The sequence below is a fragment of the Rhizobium sp. BK591 genome, from assembly GCF_014195045.1.
Taxonomy (GTDB): Bacteria; Pseudomonadota; Alphaproteobacteria; order Rhizobiales; family Rhizobiaceae; genus Rhizobium; species Rhizobium anhuiense.
The window spans coordinates 772,782-790,435 of record NZ_JACIAZ010000002.1 but is presented as its reverse complement, the minus strand read 5'-3'; the positions used below and the strand labels follow the sequence as shown (position 1 = coordinate 790,435).

17 protein-coding genes are annotated in these 17,654 nt (G+C 61.9%); 10 read left to right on the top strand and 7 right to left on the bottom strand.

The window, feature by feature from the left end; genetic code table 11:
* Positions 1-116 precede the first annotated feature (116 nt).
* The 5 genes from FHX10_RS10835 to FHX10_RS10815 all read left to right on the top strand — a co-directional run bounded on the left by FHX10_RS10835 (position 117) and on the right by FHX10_RS10815 (position 4,670).
* A complete protein-coding gene (locus FHX10_RS10835) occupies positions 117-2,069 on the top strand; it encodes a BTAD domain-containing putative transcriptional regulator (RefSeq protein WP_047611942.1) in 1,953 nt (650 codons plus the stop codon).
* 106 nt (positions 2,070-2,175) lie between these two features.
* Positions 2,176-2,319, top strand: a complete 144-nt coding sequence (locus FHX10_RS10830; RefSeq protein WP_164735880.1) for a hypothetical protein — start codon at positions 2,176-2,178, stop codon at positions 2,317-2,319.
* Between the two features lie 13 nt (positions 2,320-2,332).
* Positions 2,333-3,595 (top strand): YcaO-like family protein, encoded by a 1,263-nt coding sequence (locus FHX10_RS10825; protein WP_047611935.1) that lies wholly within the window; start codon positions 2,333-2,335, stop codon positions 3,593-3,595.
* Entirely contained in the window at positions 3,592-4,335 is a 744-nt protein-coding gene (locus FHX10_RS10820) for a TfuA-like protein (protein WP_097542607.1), read from the top strand. Before FHX10_RS10825 ends, FHX10_RS10820 begins: the two co-directional genes overlap by 4 nt.
* 68 nt (positions 4,336-4,403) lie before the next feature.
* Complete coding sequence (locus FHX10_RS10815) at positions 4,404-4,670, top strand: hypothetical protein (RefSeq protein WP_004668299.1); 267 nt, start codon at positions 4,404-4,406, stop codon at positions 4,668-4,670.
* Positions 4,671-4,707: 37 nt separating this feature from the next.
* Here the strand turns inward: FHX10_RS10815 and FHX10_RS10810 are convergent, their stop codons facing one another.
* The 6 genes from FHX10_RS10810 to FHX10_RS10785 all read right to left on the bottom strand — a co-directional run bounded on the left by FHX10_RS10810 (position 4,708) and on the right by FHX10_RS10785 (position 8,594).
* Positions 4,708-5,112, bottom strand: a complete 405-nt coding sequence (locus tag FHX10_RS10810; protein WP_028759063.1) for a helix-turn-helix domain-containing protein — start codon at positions 5,110-5,112, stop codon at positions 4,708-4,710.
* Between the two features lie 352 nt (positions 5,113-5,464).
* Complete coding sequence (locus tag FHX10_RS10805; protein WP_097542608.1) at positions 5,465-6,301, bottom strand: amidohydrolase family protein; 837 nt, start codon at positions 6,299-6,301, stop codon at positions 5,465-5,467.
* A gap of 112 nt (positions 6,302-6,413) precedes the next feature.
* Entirely contained in the window at positions 6,414-7,025 is a 612-nt protein-coding gene (locus FHX10_RS10800) for an ATP-dependent Clp protease proteolytic subunit (protein WP_097630174.1), read from the bottom strand.
* Positions 7,026-7,067: 42 nt separating this feature from the next.
* Positions 7,068-7,427: an SRPBCC domain-containing protein gene (locus tag FHX10_RS10795; RefSeq protein ID WP_097630173.1), complete on the bottom strand. Its 360-nt coding sequence runs from the start codon at positions 7,425-7,427 to the stop codon at positions 7,068-7,070.
* A complete protein-coding gene (locus FHX10_RS10790; protein WP_097630172.1) occupies positions 7,424-7,738 on the bottom strand; it encodes an ArsR/SmtB family transcription factor in 315 nt (104 codons plus the stop codon). Before FHX10_RS10790 ends, FHX10_RS10795 begins: the two co-directional genes overlap by 4 nt.
* Before the next feature lie 70 nt (positions 7,739-7,808).
* Entirely contained in the window at positions 7,809-8,594 is a 786-nt protein-coding gene (locus FHX10_RS10785; protein WP_097542612.1) for an IclR family transcriptional regulator, read from the bottom strand.
* 315 nt (positions 8,595-8,909) lie between these two features.
* Between FHX10_RS10785 and FHX10_RS10780 the strand changes: the two genes are divergently transcribed.
* The 5 genes from FHX10_RS10780 to FHX10_RS10760 all read left to right on the top strand — a co-directional run bounded on the left by FHX10_RS10780 (position 8,910) and on the right by FHX10_RS10760 (position 15,965).
* On the top strand, positions 8,910-9,644 hold the full coding sequence (locus FHX10_RS10780; protein WP_047611919.1) for an SDR family oxidoreductase: 735 nt from the start codon (positions 8,910-8,912) through the stop codon (positions 9,642-9,644).
* 211 nt (positions 9,645-9,855) lie between these two features.
* On the top strand, positions 9,856-11,133 hold the full coding sequence (locus tag FHX10_RS10775; RefSeq protein WP_097630171.1) for an L-fuconate dehydratase: 1,278 nt from the start codon (positions 9,856-9,858) through the stop codon (positions 11,131-11,133).
* A 222-nt stretch (positions 11,134-11,355) separates the two neighbouring features.
* Entirely contained in the window at positions 11,356-13,935 is a 2,580-nt protein-coding gene (locus tag FHX10_RS10770; protein WP_097630170.1) for a caspase family protein, read from the top strand.
* A gap of 438 nt (positions 13,936-14,373) precedes the next feature.
* Complete coding sequence (locus FHX10_RS10765) at positions 14,374-14,688, top strand: hypothetical protein (RefSeq protein ID WP_063475710.1); 315 nt, start codon at positions 14,374-14,376, stop codon at positions 14,686-14,688.
* A gap of 17 nt (positions 14,689-14,705) precedes the next feature.
* Positions 14,706-15,965, top strand: a complete 1,260-nt coding sequence (locus FHX10_RS10760) for a methyltransferase family protein (RefSeq protein ID WP_097630169.1) — start codon at positions 14,706-14,708, stop codon at positions 15,963-15,965.
* Positions 15,966-15,978: 13 nt separating this feature from the next.
* Here the strand turns inward: FHX10_RS10760 and FHX10_RS10755 are convergent, their stop codons facing one another.
* On the bottom strand, positions 15,979-17,586 hold the full coding sequence (locus FHX10_RS10755; RefSeq protein ID WP_097630363.1) for a hypothetical protein: 1,608 nt from the start codon (positions 17,584-17,586) through the stop codon (positions 15,979-15,981).
* Between the last annotated feature and the right edge of the window lie 68 nt (positions 17,587-17,654).

Below are 17,654 nucleotides of genomic sequence, written 5' to 3'. Positions count from 1 at the left end.
TGAAATTTCTTCTTTTTTATAGCAAAGCCGCTATGCGCGGCGGCTTTATAGCTTTAACATGATGTCTTGACCGCCGGTGCGTTTGCGCGCCTTGGCTTTCGGGGGTGAGAACCGAGATGCAACGGACATCCGGGCAAATGTCGACGAACAGGCTGTGCCTGCTCGGAAGACCGCGATTGCTGGCGGCGGGGAAGGAACTCCCCTTGCCGGAGAAGTCTTATTTTCTTCTCGCCATGCTCGCTGCCGAAGCCGATCTCGAACTCGACCGCGAAACCGTCAGGCGGCAACTCTGGCAATCGGAGCTGCCGGAAAAGCGGGCAGGTAGTCTGCGCCAGCTCCTGGCGCGCATCGAACAGAGCATTCCCGCCGACCTTCCGCCGCTGCTGGCCGCGACCCGAACCCATATCGGCCTTGCCGCCGGCTGGGAGGTCGATGTTCATATCCTGAAACAGAAAGGGCCGCTCGCACCCGAAGACGGCGGCCTCCTGAACGGCGAATTGCTCGAAGGCGTCAAATCGCCGACGCAGGGCGCCGAGGACTGGCTGACCTTCGAGCGCCAGCGCATCGACGAATTGCGCTCCACCCATCTCGCCCGGCTGGTCGAAACATCAGACGATAGATCTGATGAAGAGCAGGTCACGCTTGCCAGGCGCCTGCTGGAACTCGATCCTGCCAGTGAGACTGCTTATCGTGCCCTGATGCGCACCTATGTCAGGATGAACGATCCGGCAGCGGCGCGTCAGGCCTATCTGAAGTGCAAAAGCCAGCTGAAGGACGACTTCGACACCGAGCCGGAGGAAAGCACCACCGCTCTTGCCCGCGAACTGAACCTGGTGCCGGCGGCACAAGCGGCTTCAGGTCATTCTCAGCCGGGGCCGAACCTCGCGATCACTCTGCTCGGTCAGCCGCGCATCATCATCCTGCCGCCGGAAAGCATTTTTACCGATCCGCTGATGGAGCGCGTCGGCAGGGCGCTTCTCGAAGACGTCACCATCGGCCTCAGTCAGCAGCGCGGCTTCAAGGTGATCGCGGCGCATACGAGTCTGGAAATCCTCAGCCGTTCGATCGATCCGTCGCGCGCCGTGTCCGGTCCGCTCGACCTCAGCTTCGACTATGCGGTCTACGTCACCATCCAGGGTCGCGACGAGGATGTCTTTGCGACCTGCCGCCTGACACGGACGACGACATCGGAGGTGATCTGGGCCATCGAGTTGCCGCTGGTCATGCAGAAGATCAGCGAATCCTTCGCGCATCTGACGCGGCGCATCGTTTCCTCGCTCGCCGACACGATCGAGCGCCACGAACTGGCGATGCCGATCGGCGAGGCGCCGCCGTCCGCCTATCGTCTCTATCTGGAAGGCAAGCGGCTGATCGCCCAGACCGATCTGCAGCATCTGCGCCAGGCGCGCAAATGGTTCAAATCCTCGCTCAATCGTTATGAGCATTTCTCGGCTGCGCATGCCGGCGTGTCGCGCGCGCTCGGTATGGAATGGCTGATTCGCGGCATGCGCGACAAGGAACTGCTCGATGAGGCGAACGGCGCTGCCCGGCAGGCGCAGCAGTCCGACCCGAACAGCGGCCGGGCCTACCGCGAGCTCGGATTCGTGGCGCTCTATCGCCGCCGCTTCGACGAAAGCCTGGAATATTTCCAGCAGGCCCAGGATCTCAATCCCAATGATGCCGACATCCTCGCCGATTTCGCCGACGCGCTTTCCCATGATGGCGATTTCGATCGGGCGCTGGAGCTCAGCCGCGCGGCCTTCAAACTCAATCCGCTGCCGCCGGACTATTATTACTGGAACCTCGGCGGCATCCATTTCATGCGCGAAGAGTATGAAATGGCGATCGAGGCGCTGGAACCGGTGAAGGCCAAGCAGGCAACCGCCCGCCTGCTCGCCGCCTCGCATGCTATGGCGGGCGATACGGCCAAGGCCAGGAATTATGCCAGGGTGGTGCTGGAAAACTTCCCCGATTTCCGCAGCGAGGATATCCGCCATTTCGTCCCCGATCGCGATCCCGCCTATACCGAACCGCTGATACAGGGCCTGCATCTTGCCGGTCTTCCCTGATTGCGCGGCCTTTTAACGAAGCCTGTAACGCTTAAATGACGCAGGTAATGTTTCCCTCTGATGGTTAACGGCAGCAAGGCGCTGCCCAACCAATCGGAGATGGAACATGAAGACGAATGCTGAAAGCACTGCAGTTCAGACACCGTCGCTGCGCTTCTCTGCAGCTGCCAGAGCAGCCATGAAGCAGGATGAACTCAACGTTTCCGCCAATGCGCTCGAGAGCCTGACGCATGCGCTGAGGTTCCGCTAAGGAACAAATCGGTATGTCCGCTTTCACCGACCTTGAAACGCTTGCCGGTGACCTCAAACGATCATCGGCAGGCGTCAGCGATTATCATGACCGCGCCGTCACGCCGGCGCAGACCTTCGCGGCCATCAGGCCGCATCTGCGCGAATTCGGCATCACCCGCGTCGGTCTGTTGACCGCGCTCGACGTCCTGAACATCCCCGTCGCCTTCGCAACGAGGCCGAACAGCCATACGCTCTCGGTCTTTCAGGGCAAGGGTATCGACAACGAGGCCGCCATGACCTCGGCGGCGATGGAGGCGGTCGAGACGCGGATCGCCGAAATTGCCCCCGCCGACCTGACGCAGGCGACCGTCGAGAGCATGCGGGCGGAGCGTGCCGCCATGATCGACCTCGACAATGTCGCACGCTGCGCGCCCGACGAGATCGGCAGCCGTCCCATTCCCTGGTGCTCCGGGCTCGACATCCTGTCCGGCAGCAGCGTCTTCGTACCCTGGTGGCTTGTCGGTCTCGACCATCGCGGCGAGAGGCCGCCGGGCTTCGAGCAGTCGAGCGATGGGCTGGCCTCCGGCAACACGCCGTCCGAGGCGGTCCTGCATGGGCTTTGCGAGCTGGTGGAGCGCGACGCCTGGGCCCTGACCCAGCTGAAATCGCCGGAGCGCCTGAAGGAAAGCCGCATCGACCCGGCCTCCTTCGGCGATGCGGTGATCGACGTCATGACCGACCGGATCACCCGCGCCGGCATGAAACTGCTGTTGCTCGACATGACAACGGATATCGGTATTCCCGCCTTTCTGGCCGTCATCATGCCTGGCAATCTTTCCGACCGTGTCGACGCACGCTGGTCGCATGTCTGCGGCGGTTGCGGCTGCCACCCCGATCCCGTGCGCGCCGCGCTGCGCGCCATCACCGAAGCGGCGCAGAGCCGGCTGACTGCGATTGCCGGCAGCCGCGACGATTTCTCGCCGCGCATCTATCAGCGGCTCGACAGGAGTGCGGCGATGCAGCAGGTGGTCGAACTGTGCGAGGGCGACGGCCGGATGCGCCCGTTCCAGCCCCGTCATCACCGCAAGGCGACGATCCAGGAGACCATCGGCCATATTGCCGACCGGCTGGTGGCCACCGGCATCGAGCAGATCGTCGTCGTGCCGTTTCCGCACCCGGCCCTGCCGGTCTCCGTCGTCAGAGTGATCGTGCCCGGCCTGGAGGTCGATATCTCAGGCCAGTACATCCAGCTCGGCATGCGCGCCGTCAACACCATAAGAGGAGCCGAATCATGAAGGTGCTGTTCGTCGGCCCGAGCCTGGGCAGCGATCTTGCCGCGGCAAGGGCGATGTCTTCCTGCATCGACTTCCGGCCGCCGGCCGCCGCCGGCGACATTCTGAAAGCCGTTGAGGACGGCGCCACCGCGATCGGCCTCGTCGACGGCTATTTCGGCGATCTGCCTTCGGTCTGGCACAAGGAAATTCTGTACGCGCTCGAACACGATGTCGCCGTTGCCGGCGGCGCCAGCATGGGCGCGTTGCGGGCAGCCGAATGCGCCCCCTTCGGCATGGTCGGGCTCGGCTCGATCTTCGAGGATTATGAGTCCGGGCGGCTGCTCGACGACGAGGCCGTCGCGCTGGTGCATGCGCCGCAGGAACTTGGCTGGCTGCCGCTTTCCGTGCCCTGGGTCGATTTCGAGCCGACGATCGATGCGCTTTACGCCAGTGGCGAGATTTCACCCGGCGAGCGCAAGAAGCTTCTGCTTGCCGGCCGTTTCCTGCATTTTTCCGAGCGCACCTATGCGAAGGTGGCCGACGAGTGCCATTTCCGTAAACCGCGCCGCGACCACATCCTCGCCGCCATTCGCGGCAACCGCGTCGAGCGCAAGCGCAACGACGCGCGGCTGGTATTGGAATGGCTGCGCAGGGACAAATTCCTTCCCGTCAACCGTGACTGGCACTTTGCCGCAACCTCGCACTGGGAGCTCCTGCACGCCGAAGTCACGCGCAATGCGGTTGCTGTAACGCTTGAATAACGGTCGCGGCACAAAGATGCAGTAGTGGATGGAATCGTAGGGTTTCACGGCCAACGAAGGCGGGAACGATGTTTGAACAACACAACGAAGGTACAGGCAGCGAATACGCAAGGATCTTCCGGCTGCTGTCGGCAGCCAAGGAGGAGGCTGAAAAGCTTCAGCTGCGTAATCTGATGCACCTGACGAACATGGCGCTGCTGCAGGTCGTTATCGATTGGGACGGCATAGATCCCGACAGGGAGCTTGACGTCAATCTCGAGAAGCTGCTCGGCAGCAAAGCCAAGATCGCAATGAAGGATGCCAGCGAGAATCTAATTCTGATCGATCGCCATTGACCCTCATGCGGCCCGTTGGATTGCGTGAAGGACCGGTTTATTCGGCCGCGTCAGCGTCCAACTGTTCGGTGTTGGCGATCGCCTGGACGAGCTTCAGAATCTTCTTGCGAAGAGCTTCGTTCTTGATCGAAAAGAACGCCGCATTGAGAAGGACGCCTTCGCGCGAAATAACGAATTCCTCGCTCGGAGCAGGGTTGTCGTTGGCCGTAGCAGGGGTCGACAGGTCGTCGAAAAACGTCCTGACATCGACCTTCAGCGCGCCGGCGATTTCGACCAGCATGCTGGCGGAAACGCGGTTGGAACCCTTTTCGTATTTCTGGATCTGCTGGAACGTTACGCCGACACGATCTCCCAGTTCCGTCTGAGAAACTTTCCTCAACAGACGCTGGATGCGGATCGTCTTTCCGACGTGAACATCTACTGAGTGCGGTTCTTCTTTCATTTATTTCCCTCCTGATACAGCGGAGATCAGGCCATTTGCCATATCTCCGCCTGACAACTTTTACCCGAGATGAATAAAGCTAGCAATTGCTCGGTTGTAAGTCGTCCCAAACCGATACAACGCGTCTGCGTCATTATCTCACCACACATCACCAGCAAAAAACATGCCAAAGTAGCACTTTTGCCGGGCACGTCATTATTTTCGTGATGTTGACGCCTGTCGGCGGGGCGTGTGCAGCGAATCCGGGGGTGATATGCATAAAAACAATGAGCGAAGAGCGTTGCTTCACCCGGTCCATGCAAATGCGCTTTAAGTCTTTGATAACCACTGCGCTCTTTTGGGGCGGTGCTTTTTAGAACGCCCAGAGACGCTGCGCATTGGCGAAAAGCAGCTTCGAGCGCTCGGCCTCGCCAACGCCGGAAAGCATCGCATGGGTCGCCGCGACCCAGGTGGAGAGGCCGCCGCCGAGCGTGCAGACAGGCCAGTCGCTGCCCCAGACGACACGATCCCAGCCGAAACTTGCGATCACATGTTCGATATAGGGCTGCAGCGTTTGCGCCGTCCAGGTCCCGGCATCGGCATAGGCGACCACCCCGGAAACCTTGCAGACGACGTTCGGCCGTCGGGCGATCTCCGATATGCCGGCCTTCCAGGGCTGAAAGGCATCCGAGCGGATATCCGGCACGCCGCAATGGTCGAGCACAAACTGCACATCGGGCGCGAGATCGACGAGTTCAGTCACCCGGCCCGCCTGATGCGGCAAGGTGCAGAGGTCGAAGGTCAGGCCGCTGCCGCCGATGCGCCGGATGTTTTCGCGGAACAGGGCGCCTTCGGAGACGTCGTCGGGCACGACATGCAGCACGCGGCGGAACCCCTTGACGAAGGGATCGGCCTTCTGTCGCTCGAGATAGGCGGCAAAACCTTGCTCCTCCGGTCGGCAGGAGACGATGGCGCCGGCAAGCAGACTGCCTTCCTTTTTGGAGATGCCGGCGACGTGATCGGTCTCGGCCTGCATGGCGGCGGGATCGACGTCGACCTCCATATGCAGCGCCGTGGTGATGCCGCAGCGCCGGGCCTCAGTCGCATAGGTCTCGTAGAGGAAATCACGATCGAGAGCGGGCGCCTGGGAAAGCCAGGGATAGGGCAGCGCCGACCGATCGATGATGTGCAGATGGGTGTCGATGAACACGCTCTCTCCTCCAAGAGTGGTTTTGCGGCAACCTATCCCTGGTGAATGGATTGTTCAAATAGAAATTCCCGGCGGTTAAAAATTCCAACTTTTGTTGGATTTCCGCGACAGCTTATAGGCTGGCCGTGTCTTCCCGAACCGTTAGAATACGGTCGATAAGACCCCATTCCAATGCTTCTTCCGCCGTCATGAAGCGGTCGCGATCCATCCCGCGCTCAAAGTCTTCATAGGAGCGTCCGCAATGCTCCGCAAAGAGCCGCGTCATGCGCTGCTTGGTCTTGAGGATTTCTTCGGCGTGAATCAGCATGTCCGAAGCCTGCCCTTGGAAGCCACCGGAGGGCTGGTGAATGAGGATACTGGCGTTGGGCAATGCAGCTCTTTCACCGGTCTCGCCTGCCATCAGCAGGAACGATCCCATTGACCGGGCTGTCCCCATGCAAAGCGTATGAACCGGCGCGCGGATAAAGCGCATGGTGTCATACATGGCGAGGCCGCTGGTCACGGCACCGCCCGGCGAATTGATGTAAAGATTGATCGGCTTCTTTGGATTCTCGGCCTCAAGAAACAGCAATTGCGCGCAGACCAGAGCGGAAACGGTGTCGTTAACCTCGCCGTTGAGGAAAATGATGCGTTCGCGCAGGAGACGGGAGTAAATGTCAAAAGACCTCTCTCCTCTGCTGGATTGTTCTATGACCATAGGGACGAGTTGCATCGCTTCGCGCATCGGCGAACTCCAATCTTCGAGAATTTAACGGGGCTTGCCGCGTCAGGCGGCGAGCATGACGGGCGGACTGTTGCTGTTCGCGGCCGCTTTCGCCATCCGGTCGAGCCTCGCGTCGGTCAGTTCGTGGATAATGCGCAGGCGGGTGCCGCCGGTCGCGTTCGGGACGATCGTGAACGTCACCGAGCTTTCAAGGAAAGGTGGAGCATTGTCGCGCAGGCTATAACGGACTTCCTCGCCAGGTGTGACAGTGGCCGGTTCGGGATCGGCCAAAGCGTCTTTTGGCAACCAGTTTTCCCGAAATTCGGGGATGCTGATTGCACGCCAGACCTTGTGCGGCGGTTCATCCAGATCGAATTCCATTTCGATGCCGTCTTTCTGCTCGGTGGCCTTTCTGTCGTTCATTGGTCCATATCCTTCAGCAAGACCTTGAGAGCTTCGATGCGGGCAGGCCAGTAGGCACGATATTTCGCCAACCATTGCGCGATGAGAGCCAGTCCCTCCGGATCGACTTCGTAATTCACGAAACGCCCCTGCCGTTCTTCCCTCACGAGCTTTGCGTTCCGCAAAACCGAGAGATGTTGCGACATTGCCGGTTGACTGATCTCCATGCCCGCGCGCAAGGCGCTGGCGTTCATGCCGCCCGCCGCCAGCTTCTCGAAGATCGCGCGGCGGGTTGGGTCGGCCAAGGCTCGGAAAATGTCGTTCTCGATCATGTCGACACATAAGCACGAACTTATGCGATTCGCAAGTCTGCTTCGCGACGGGCTTTTCCGAGGGGACCCGTCAGCCGGAATGGCCGACATCGGCGCCGGCGAGCAGCGAAAGCTGCGCGGCGGTCTTCTGCACCAGCATGATCGTCTGGGTGATATCGGGCGCGGACGGCGCATTAACGAGCGCGATGAAGGGGCAGGTGAGGGCGGCGATGCAGCGTCGGTCCGGCCCGAGCACCGGGGCGGAAAGGTTGTAGACGCCCGCCGTCTGGGCGCTTGCCATCATCTCGTAGCCGCGCTCGCGGATCTGCTCGAGGCGGTCGTAGAAATCGGGCCCGAGTTCGATGTCGGCGCGGCTGCGCACATGTTCCGAGATCATCATCTCCCGCTCCTCCTCGCTGCGGAAGGCGAGCAGCACATGCCCCGAACCGGTGTCGAAGAGGCTGATATGGGCGCCGATGCGGATCGAGAACCCCCAATAGTCAGGCGCCTCCTGTTGAGCGATGACAACCGCCGCACCGCGATCGAAGACGGCAAGGTGATTGGCCTGGCGCGTCCGCTGGGCGAGATCGCGCATCAGCGGCGTGGCATAGGAGGCGAGCCGGCGCACCGGCGCGTGCAACTGGGCAAGACCGAAGAGCTTCAATGTCAGCGAATAGCGATCGCCGTCCAGCCGGGTGACGTAACCGCGGCGCACCAGGCGATCGAGCATGCGGTAGAATTCATTGGGGCTGCGGTCGAGCCGCTTGGCGATATCGGCCTGGGTGAGGCCGGTATCGACACCGGCGAGCAGTTCCAAGATATCGAGGCCCTTGTCGAGGGCAGGAGCGCGGTAGCGGTCTGACTCGTCGGTCTCCATTCCTTCCTCCTGTGAATACCATTCTGCATATACGCAGAACTGCAGCCGGAAAAGGAAAACTTCACGCTTGACCCTTGGCCAATCGTCTGTTTGTCTATAAACAGACAAATCATGACTGAAGACGTCGCCCGATATCAGGTGAAACCGCGTGGCCTTCCCGGCACCAGGACTGGGCGGCAAGCCGCCAACAATATCTTGCCGGACGACCGTCGAAGCGCGCAAAATGAGAAAAGGCCCGAGCCTCGCCCCCGAGCCTCATCAAGACAAACCGCATTCCGTCGTCCAGCATAGACAATTCCAGAAAAGGCCCGTGATATGACAAACAGACTTTCCGGCAAGACCGTTCTCATCACCGCCGCCGGCCAGGGCATCGGCCGGGCGACGGCGACAGCCTTTGCCGCGGTCGGCGCCAAGGTCCACGCGACCGACATCAACACCGAGGCGCTGGCGACGCTGGCCGCCGAAACCGGCGTTTCCACCCACAGACTGAACGTGCTCGAAGACGATGCGGTCACGGCCCTCGTCGCCGAGATCGGCGCTGTCGACGTGCTGTTCAACTGCGCCGGCTTCGTTCATGCCGGCTCTATCCTCGAGATGAAGGATTCCGATCTCGAATTCGCCTTCGACCTCAACGTCAAGGCGATGATCCGCACCATCCGGGCCGTGCTGCCGGGCATGATCGAACGCAAGGACGGGTCCATCGTCAACATGGCCTCTGTCGCCTCCAGCATCAAGGGCGTGCCGAACCGCTTCGCTTATGGCGTCACGAAGGCGGCGGTAATCGGGCTCACCAAATCCGTCGCCGCCGATTACGTCGGCCAGGGCATTCGCTGCAACGCCATCTGCCCCGGCACGGTTGAAAGCCCGTCGCTGCAGGACCGCATGCGCGCCCAGGGCGATTACGATGCGGCGCGCGCCGCCTTCATCGCCCGCCAGCCGATGGGCCGGCTGGGCTCGCCGGAGGAGATCGCCGATCTCGCCGTCTATCTCGCCGGCGCGACCTATACGTCGGGCCAGGCGATCGCCATCGACGGCGGCTGGACGATCTGATTGAGAGCAGTTCCAGGGGAAATGCGCAGCGGTTTTCCCAGGCAAAGCGCGAAGCGGTTTTGCCGGGAATTGCGTAAAACAAAGACCTAAAGCGTGAGAAGCGAATCTGAAAGATCGCAACGCGCTTTAGCCGATCACGCGGCCGGCGGCACCGCCGGCCGATCCGGCCGCCGCCATCGGCCCCATACAATTATAATCGGGAGGAACAATCATGACCCGCATCACCGATCTTCGCGTCTTCGATCTTCGCTTTCCCACGTCGCAAAGCCTGGACGGATCCGATGCGATGAACCCCGATCCGGACTATTCGGCCGCCTATGTCATTCTCGATACGGACGCGCCTGATCTTGCCGGCCATGGCCTGACCTTCACCATCGGCCGTGGCAACGACATCTGCTGCATGGCGATCAAGGCGATGCGCCACCTCGTCGTCGGCGCCGATCTTGCCGAGATTCTTGCCCATCCCGGCCGGTTCTGGCGGCATCTGACCAGCGATAGCCAGCTGCGCTGGATCGGCCCGGACAAGGGCGCCATTCATCTGGCGACCGGCGCGGTCGTCAATGCCGTCTGGGATCTGCTGGCCAAACAGGCCGGCAAGCCGGTCTGGCGGCTCGTCGCCGAAATGTCGCCGGAAGAGATCGCCGATATCGTCGATTACCGCTATCTCACCGATGTGCTGACCCGCGACGAAGCGGTCGAGATCCTGAAGCGCGCCGAGGCGGACAAGGCCGAACGCATCGCCATCCTCGAAAAAGACGGCTATGCCTGCTACACGACTTCGGCCGGCTGGCTCGGCTATGGCGACGAAAAGCTCCGCCGCCTCTGCCAGGAGGCGATCGACGCCGGCTTCGACCATATCAAGATGAAGGTCGGCCGCGACCTGGAAGACGATATCCGCCGCCTCAGGATCGCTCGCGAGGTGATCGGTCCCGATCGTTACCTGATGATCGACGCCAACCAGGTCTGGGATGTCGGCCAGGCGATCGACTGGGTCAAGGCGCTCTCCTTCGCCAAGCCTTTCTTCATCGAGGAACCCACGAGCCCCGATGATGTCGCGGGCCACCGCAAGATCCGCCAGGCGATCAGCCCGGTGAAGGTCGCGACCGGCGAGATGTGCCAGAACCGCATCATGTTCAAGCAGTTCATCGCCGAGGGCGCGATCGACATCGTGCAAATCGATTCCTGCCGCATGGGCGGGCTGAACGAGGTCCTCTCGGTGCTGCTGATCGCCGCCAAATTCGGTCTGCCGGTCTGGCCGCATGCCGGCGGCGTCGGCCTCTGCGAATATGTGCAGCATCTGTCGATGATCGACTATGTCGCCGTGTCCGGCACCAAGGACGGCCGGGTCATCGAATATGTCGACCATCTGCACGAACACTTCCTCGAACCCTGCCGGATCGAGAACGCCGCCTATATGCCGCCCACCTTGCCGGGCTTCTCTATCGAGATGAAACCGGCCTCGATCAGCAACTATACGTTTCGAGGTTAAGGAAACTTCGCCGCCGCATGTTAAATTCCTGATTTCGACAGTCTTTCTTGTGGATGACGGGCTTCCAATCTGACGGGACTGCTCCAATTCACTTGGAGGCGGCGAAGCTTGATTTTTGAAGCGCCGAGGAATATTTTCAAACTGTGAATGCGGAGGGGGCCCAGCACCAGCAGGCCAGCAAATTTTATTGAACTCTGGACAATAGATGTTTGCGATCGAGCCATGCCCAAGTTTCACCACGTCAGGAGACTGTGCACTTATTTGCTGATCGTCGCGGCAATGCTGCTGTCGATCGGCACCGTACATGCCGCCATCACGGAAGAGAGCGGGCGCCGCGTCGCCCTGGTCATCGGCAACTCGGTCTACAAGACGCTGCCTTCGCTTCCCAATCCCGCCAATGATGTCGAAGAGGTCGCCAGCACGTTGCGCGCGGCCGGTTTCGACGTGACGATCGGCGTCAATGTCGACCGCATCGGGCTTGAGGATACGGTGCGCCGTTTCCTGCGTTCGACCAGCAATGCCGAGGCCGGCCTGATCTATTATTCGGGCCACGGCATCCAGGTCGGCGGGCAGAATTTCATCGTGCCGGTCGATGCGACACTGGAGACGCCCTATGACGTCGAGACGCAGACCATGCCGCTCGACCTGATCCTCAACCATCTCAAGCAGAATTCGCGGGTGCAGCTGATCTTCCTCGACGCCTGCCGCAACAATCCCTTCAACGCCCAGAAATTCTGGATGGCCGAAAAGCTGGAACCGGTCGGCGCCACGCGCGGACTGGCGCGCATCGACAGCGATCTCGGCAGCCTGATCGCCTTCTCCACCGAACCGGGCCAGGTGGCGCTCGACGGCACAGGTGCTCTCAGCCCCTATTCCGAATCCTTCATCAAGCGCGCCAGCGAACCCAACAAGGAAATCCGCCAGGTCCTCACCGATGTGCGCCGCGATGTGATCGCCATGACCGGCGGCAAGCAGGTTCCCTGGGAAAACTCCTCGCTGACCGACAGCTTCTATTTCATTCCTGCGCCACCGCCGCCGAGCGTCGAACCGATGCAGCAGGTGAGCGTGCCGGAGGGAGCCGCTGCCACCAAACTGCCGATCGCCCCGCCGCATGACGAGACCGGCTCGGCGTTGCTCGTCACCCTCAACCAGCTTCCGAAGACCGGCAAACTCAGCTTCGACGGCAAGCCCGTGGAGCAGGGCGCGAAGATACCGGCCGCAGCCCTGACGGCGCTGACCTATGATTCATCCGGCGTTGCCGCCGGCACCGTCGGCCTGATCGGCTATACCGTCAGCGACCCCTATGGCCAGGCGACGCAGGGCGTGGTGGCGATCACCGTCTCGGCGGATGCCGGCGCCAAGCTCGCCCAGCTGGAACAGCAAAAACAGGTGCGGCTTGCCGATGTCGATGCCTATTTGAAGACCTTGCCGCGCGACGTCAGCGCAACGATCGGCGTCGGCCCCGTCGAAGCCGGCCTGCCTGCCGTCCCGGCATCGGCCACCGAAATGACCTTCAAGGTCGCGGCCCTGCCCGGCAAGGGCACACTGCGCGCCGGTGACCGGGTGATCGGGCTTGGCCACGTGCTGGAGGCCGCCGATATTCCGACCCTTTCCTACGAGCCGCAGATCGGCACCGAAAACCAGCCTTTCGCCCTGACGGTGCAGGCCGCCAATGACGACCTGGCGCCGGCCACCATCACCTTCAAACCGGCGCTCGACGCCTGCGACACCGCGGCCGCGGCACCCCTCGACCTGCAGGGCGTGACCGCCGGAAAACTGCCGAACGAGATCGACCCCGCCTCCGCACTGCCGGCCTGCGCGGAGGCGGTCAAGGCCTATCCCGAGGTGGCGCGCTTCGTCTATCAACTCGGCCGCGCCCAGCTTGCCAACCGCGATACGAAGACGGCTTTTGCCACGATCACGAAGGCGATGGATGCCGGGCATGTCCGGGCGATCTATGAACTGTCGAGCCTTTACGAATTCGGTGCTTCCGTCCCGCGTGACGCAGCCAAGGCAAGCGAGATCGCCAAGGGTGGTGCGGCCAAGGGCGATCCCTTCGCCCTGCACAGCTACGGCAAAGCCCTCTACTACGGCCGTGGCACCAAGGCCGATCAGCAACTGGGGTTACGCCTGATGCTCCAGGCCGCAGATCTCGGCCATACCTACGCGATGAACGAGCTCGGCTATATCTTCCTCAACGGCGTCAACGTTCCAGCCGATCCGGAGCGGGCTATCCGCTTCTACGAGGCTGGCGTCCAGCGCAACGACATCTATTCGTTGAACAATCTTGCGCTCGTCTACCGCTTCGGAAAGGGCGCACCGGAGGATCTTCCCAAAGCGATCGAGCTATTCACGCGGGCGGCAGAGGGCGGTCAGCCCTATGCCCCGACAAACCTCGGACGCATGTACCGCGACGGTGTCGGCGTTGCCGCCGACAAGGCGGAAGCGGTGAAGTGGCTCGAGATGGGCGCAGAACGCGGCGACTATTGGGGTGCACTCGACCGCGCCATTCTGGCGAAAGAAGCAGGCACGGACGCTGACAGCCTTGCAACGGCGGCACGTTATTTCGCGCTGGCCACCGCCATCAACATGCCGGGCAGCGGCGACCCGAAGAACCAGGCAAAGGCGGAACTCAAGACCTTGCCCAATGCTGCAAAGAAGAAAGCGGAAAAAACCTTCGTCGCTGAGTTGACCACTCAGGAGCAAAAGGCGCTTCCGAAGACCAAGTCGCTCGACGACAGGCTCGTTCAGCTCGCTAAGGCGACATGGGTAAAGCGAAATCCGAGGTACGATCTCTTCTAAACCGGCGATCTGGGGGCGCCCTTCATGACAAGAAAGCTCATCATCCGTGTTCTGCTTTGCTCGACATTCATCGCAGGCTCAGGCGCGATCTTGCAGAGCTGCATCTTCGACCCTGGCGCCAGGACACTGTTCGCCAGTGAAGAGCCGGCTAGGAACGCCACGCCGGCCAGGAATCCCACTTCCACCGTCAGAAAAGTGCCCACAACGATCAATCAACCGGCTTTCGCCCGCTCTGAGAACCGTTCCGGTGGGAATGCCGGCTCTGGCTCCAGCGGCTCCTCTAGCTCTAGCGGTTCCTCTGGTTCCAGCGGTTCCTCTGGCTCTAGCGGTTCCTCTGGCTCTAGCGGTTCTTCTGGTTCAAGCAGTTCTTCTGGTTCGAGCAGTTCATCGAGCTCCAGCGGTTCATCGAGCTCCAGCGGAGGCTGGTCCGATCGCCGCTTGAAGACTGATATCCGTAGGCTCGGCACCTCGGCTGAGGGCATACCGGTCTATGCTTTCCGGTACATCTGGGGCGGCCCGATGTTCGTCGGCACGATGGCCCAGGATCTTCTGGCAATCAGGCCTGAGGCCGTCATCGCCACCGGATCGGGTTACTATATGGTCGACTATGACAAGCTCGACATTGCGATGATCTCGCTGCCGGAGGATGCGCCTCGGCTAACGGATGAAGCAACCATGATGCTTGCGGCGCAGGCGTCGCGGATACGCTCTCCGGTCTCCGTTCGACAACCTTCCATGCAGCCGGCAATGTAGTCGAGAAAGCCAAGCGCGTGCCGATCCCCCAGGACAGGGATACCGTTACCGGGAGCCCTCTCGTCAGCCAGGCTGGGACCCTTGTCGGCGTTCTCATCGGCATTGCGCTCTCGGCCTATCTGCAGCTTGAGCCCGGCAAGGCGATGGCGCTTGTCGTGTTCTGCCTTCTCCTGGCATGGATTCTCGTCGAAGGTACGCCAGCCGCTCGTCGGGCTTGGGCGTCGCGAGAAAGACGGAACGAGGCTTCCGCCATCTTCTGGCGCCGCATCGGAACCAAGCTTGTCGGCCTCGCAGCACTTTTGGGTGTGGTTGTCATCGCCTGTTCGGTCTTTCCGTTTTTCACAGAGTCGGCGGCGGTCCGATGGTTCATCGAGGCCGGCCATACGACCATCCCCATTTCCGTCGCGCTGGCTGCTGCTACCATCCTCTACATCGTAGCCACCGATCAGATCGCCGAAGAGCCCGACGATTACCTCCATCAGGTCGGGCGCGCGGTGCTGATCCAGGATTTTCGTGAGGAGGACGTGCTGTTCGCATTGCGCCTGCTCGCAATCAAATGCTTCTTTCTCGTGCTGATGTTCTCGGGCGGCATGACCGCTCTTGCCGATCTCGCCGACAAGCCGGCTTGGGCTTATTCGCCGCTCTCGGCGGCATGGTTCGAAGGTCTCATGCGGCTTGTCTTTCTCCTCGACGTCGTGCTTGCCGCCGGTGGTTATATTGCCACCTTCAAGCTTTTCGGCTGGCATGTCAGGGCGACGGAGACGACGGCGCTCGGCTGGCTGGTCTGCCTCATCTGTTATGAGCCGTTCTTCCCGGCGATTTCGCATGCTTTCGTGCCCTATGGCGACGGGCCGGGCTGGGAGACGGTGATCCAGGAGGGGTCGGCCATCTTCATCCTCTGGAGCGTCGCGACGCTGGCCTGCACCGTGATCTACGTTTGGGCGACTGTCGCTTTCGGGCCGCGATTTTCCAACCTCACTCATCGCGGCATCATCACCTCAGGTCCCTATCGTTTCATCAAACACCCAGCCTACGTCTCGAAGAACATCTCCTGGTGGCTGTTTGCATTTCCCAGCTTCATTACCAGCGGCCTTGCGGAAGGACTTGCCCGGGCCGGCATGCTGGCGATCGTCAGCCTTATCTACGTCATGCGCGCCCGCGCCGAAGAGCGCATGCTGAGCCGGGATCCCGCCTATCGGGACTATGCCGAGAGCGTTGCCGCGCATGGCCTTCTGGCGATGGCGAAGCGCCGATTGGCGTCAAAGCCGGCAGCCTGACGCTGCCTTTCATTCAACCATCCAGCCCCCTGAAGCGCACCGGCTGGTAGCCGCGCATCAACAGGCTGCCGAGCGAATAGGTGTTGCGGCAGACGCGGCCCTTGCAGGCATTCGGCGAGGCCTCCATCACCTCCACCTTGCGGTCGTCGGTGAAACGCATGAACAGCAGCACATGCGACCCCGGCTTGTTCAGCGCGTCGCCCGGCCGCATCGACCAGGGGTCGGAAAGGCGCTTGGTGATGCCGGGGATGGCGCGCGTCGTCACATGCATCTTCAGGCCCCAGGCGTCGCTGACGAAGCCGGAGCAGTCGACACCGAGGATGTTGGATTGCGGCGCGCTCTTGGTGCAGACATTGCCGGCAGTCTGGCCCTTTTCCACCCCGCCGATGAAATTCTCGAGCGGCGTCTTGCAGCCCCAGCAATAGGGAACACCCTTGACCGTCTGGCCGCGCTTGCCGATCAGGTAGGTCGGGCGGCGCAGCCGGTTCATGTTGATGCAGCCCGGACCCGGATCCTTGCCATAGGCCGTCGGCGTCACCAGCCAGTTCAGCGTCTCGAAGCCGATGGCCCGCTCGATGACGTCGCTGCGCGATTTCGGCACGATCGCCACCTTCGGCGTCTTGCCGGGTTTGCCGGCATTCGGCTGCTTGGCGGGGCTGGCGACGGCAAGCTTGCGGCCGGGCTCCCGGCCATCGAGCCGCAGCACCTGCGCCCGGCTCTCCAGCGATCTTAAATAGAGCACGTCGCCACGCGGGCCGATCGCCACGAAACGCCTGGAGAATACCGTACCCGGTTCGATCGGCAGGTCGTAGACCCGGTCGATTGCCCCGTTCGGCGTGAATCGCACCACCAGCATGCCGGTGCGTTCGGGCCGGTCGGCCGGCACCAGCTCGACCAGCGCATAGGGCCTGCCTGTTGTGTCGATGTCGAGCAGTTCGACGGTGCCGATCCGCCCTTCGGAGGTCAGCCGCAGCGACAGGAAATTCTCCTCCGAGCTGCTGCGCCGCAGCAGGATCTCCGCCTTGTCGTTGGCAGCCGAGACTTCGGCGACGATATCGCCGAGCCCGCGGCTCGGCACATATTGCTTGACCGGCGGGCGGACCTCGGGCCGGCTCACGCTGCGGCCGATCTCGTCGATGATGCTGTTCAGCGGCCCGGGCGATACCGAGCCCATCGAGGCGAAGACCGAGCGGGTGTAGTCGTCGGCATCGCCGCCGCCGTCGACGGCGCGCAGCGTCTGCGACCGACCGTCGGCATCGGTGGCGCGCTCGAGCGGCACGACGCCATCGGACCAGAGGTAGAGTTCGTTGTGGACGACGGCGAGATCCTCCGGCGTGGCATTCTCCGGCAGCGGCAGGATCTCCGGATCGGCCTGCGAACGTTCGGCGTCGACGGCGAGCACGCGGCCGTTGTTCTGGTCGAGAATGTAGATGGTGCCATCGTCACCGACGGTGATCGCCGCAGGCCCGGAGGCCTCCACTTCCTCGTTGGACGAGATGATGCCGACCGAACGCGCGCCGCCGCCGCTGCGAAGCTCTATGATTGTCGTGTCTTTGGCAAAACCTGGCGAGGCGACTGCAAGTGCCGCGGCAAACAGAATATGCGACCCCAAACCACGCATTGCCTCGACCCTCGAAAAGACTGCCAAGCCATTCAAAATGGTAAGATAGATGCGCCCCATCAGCAAGC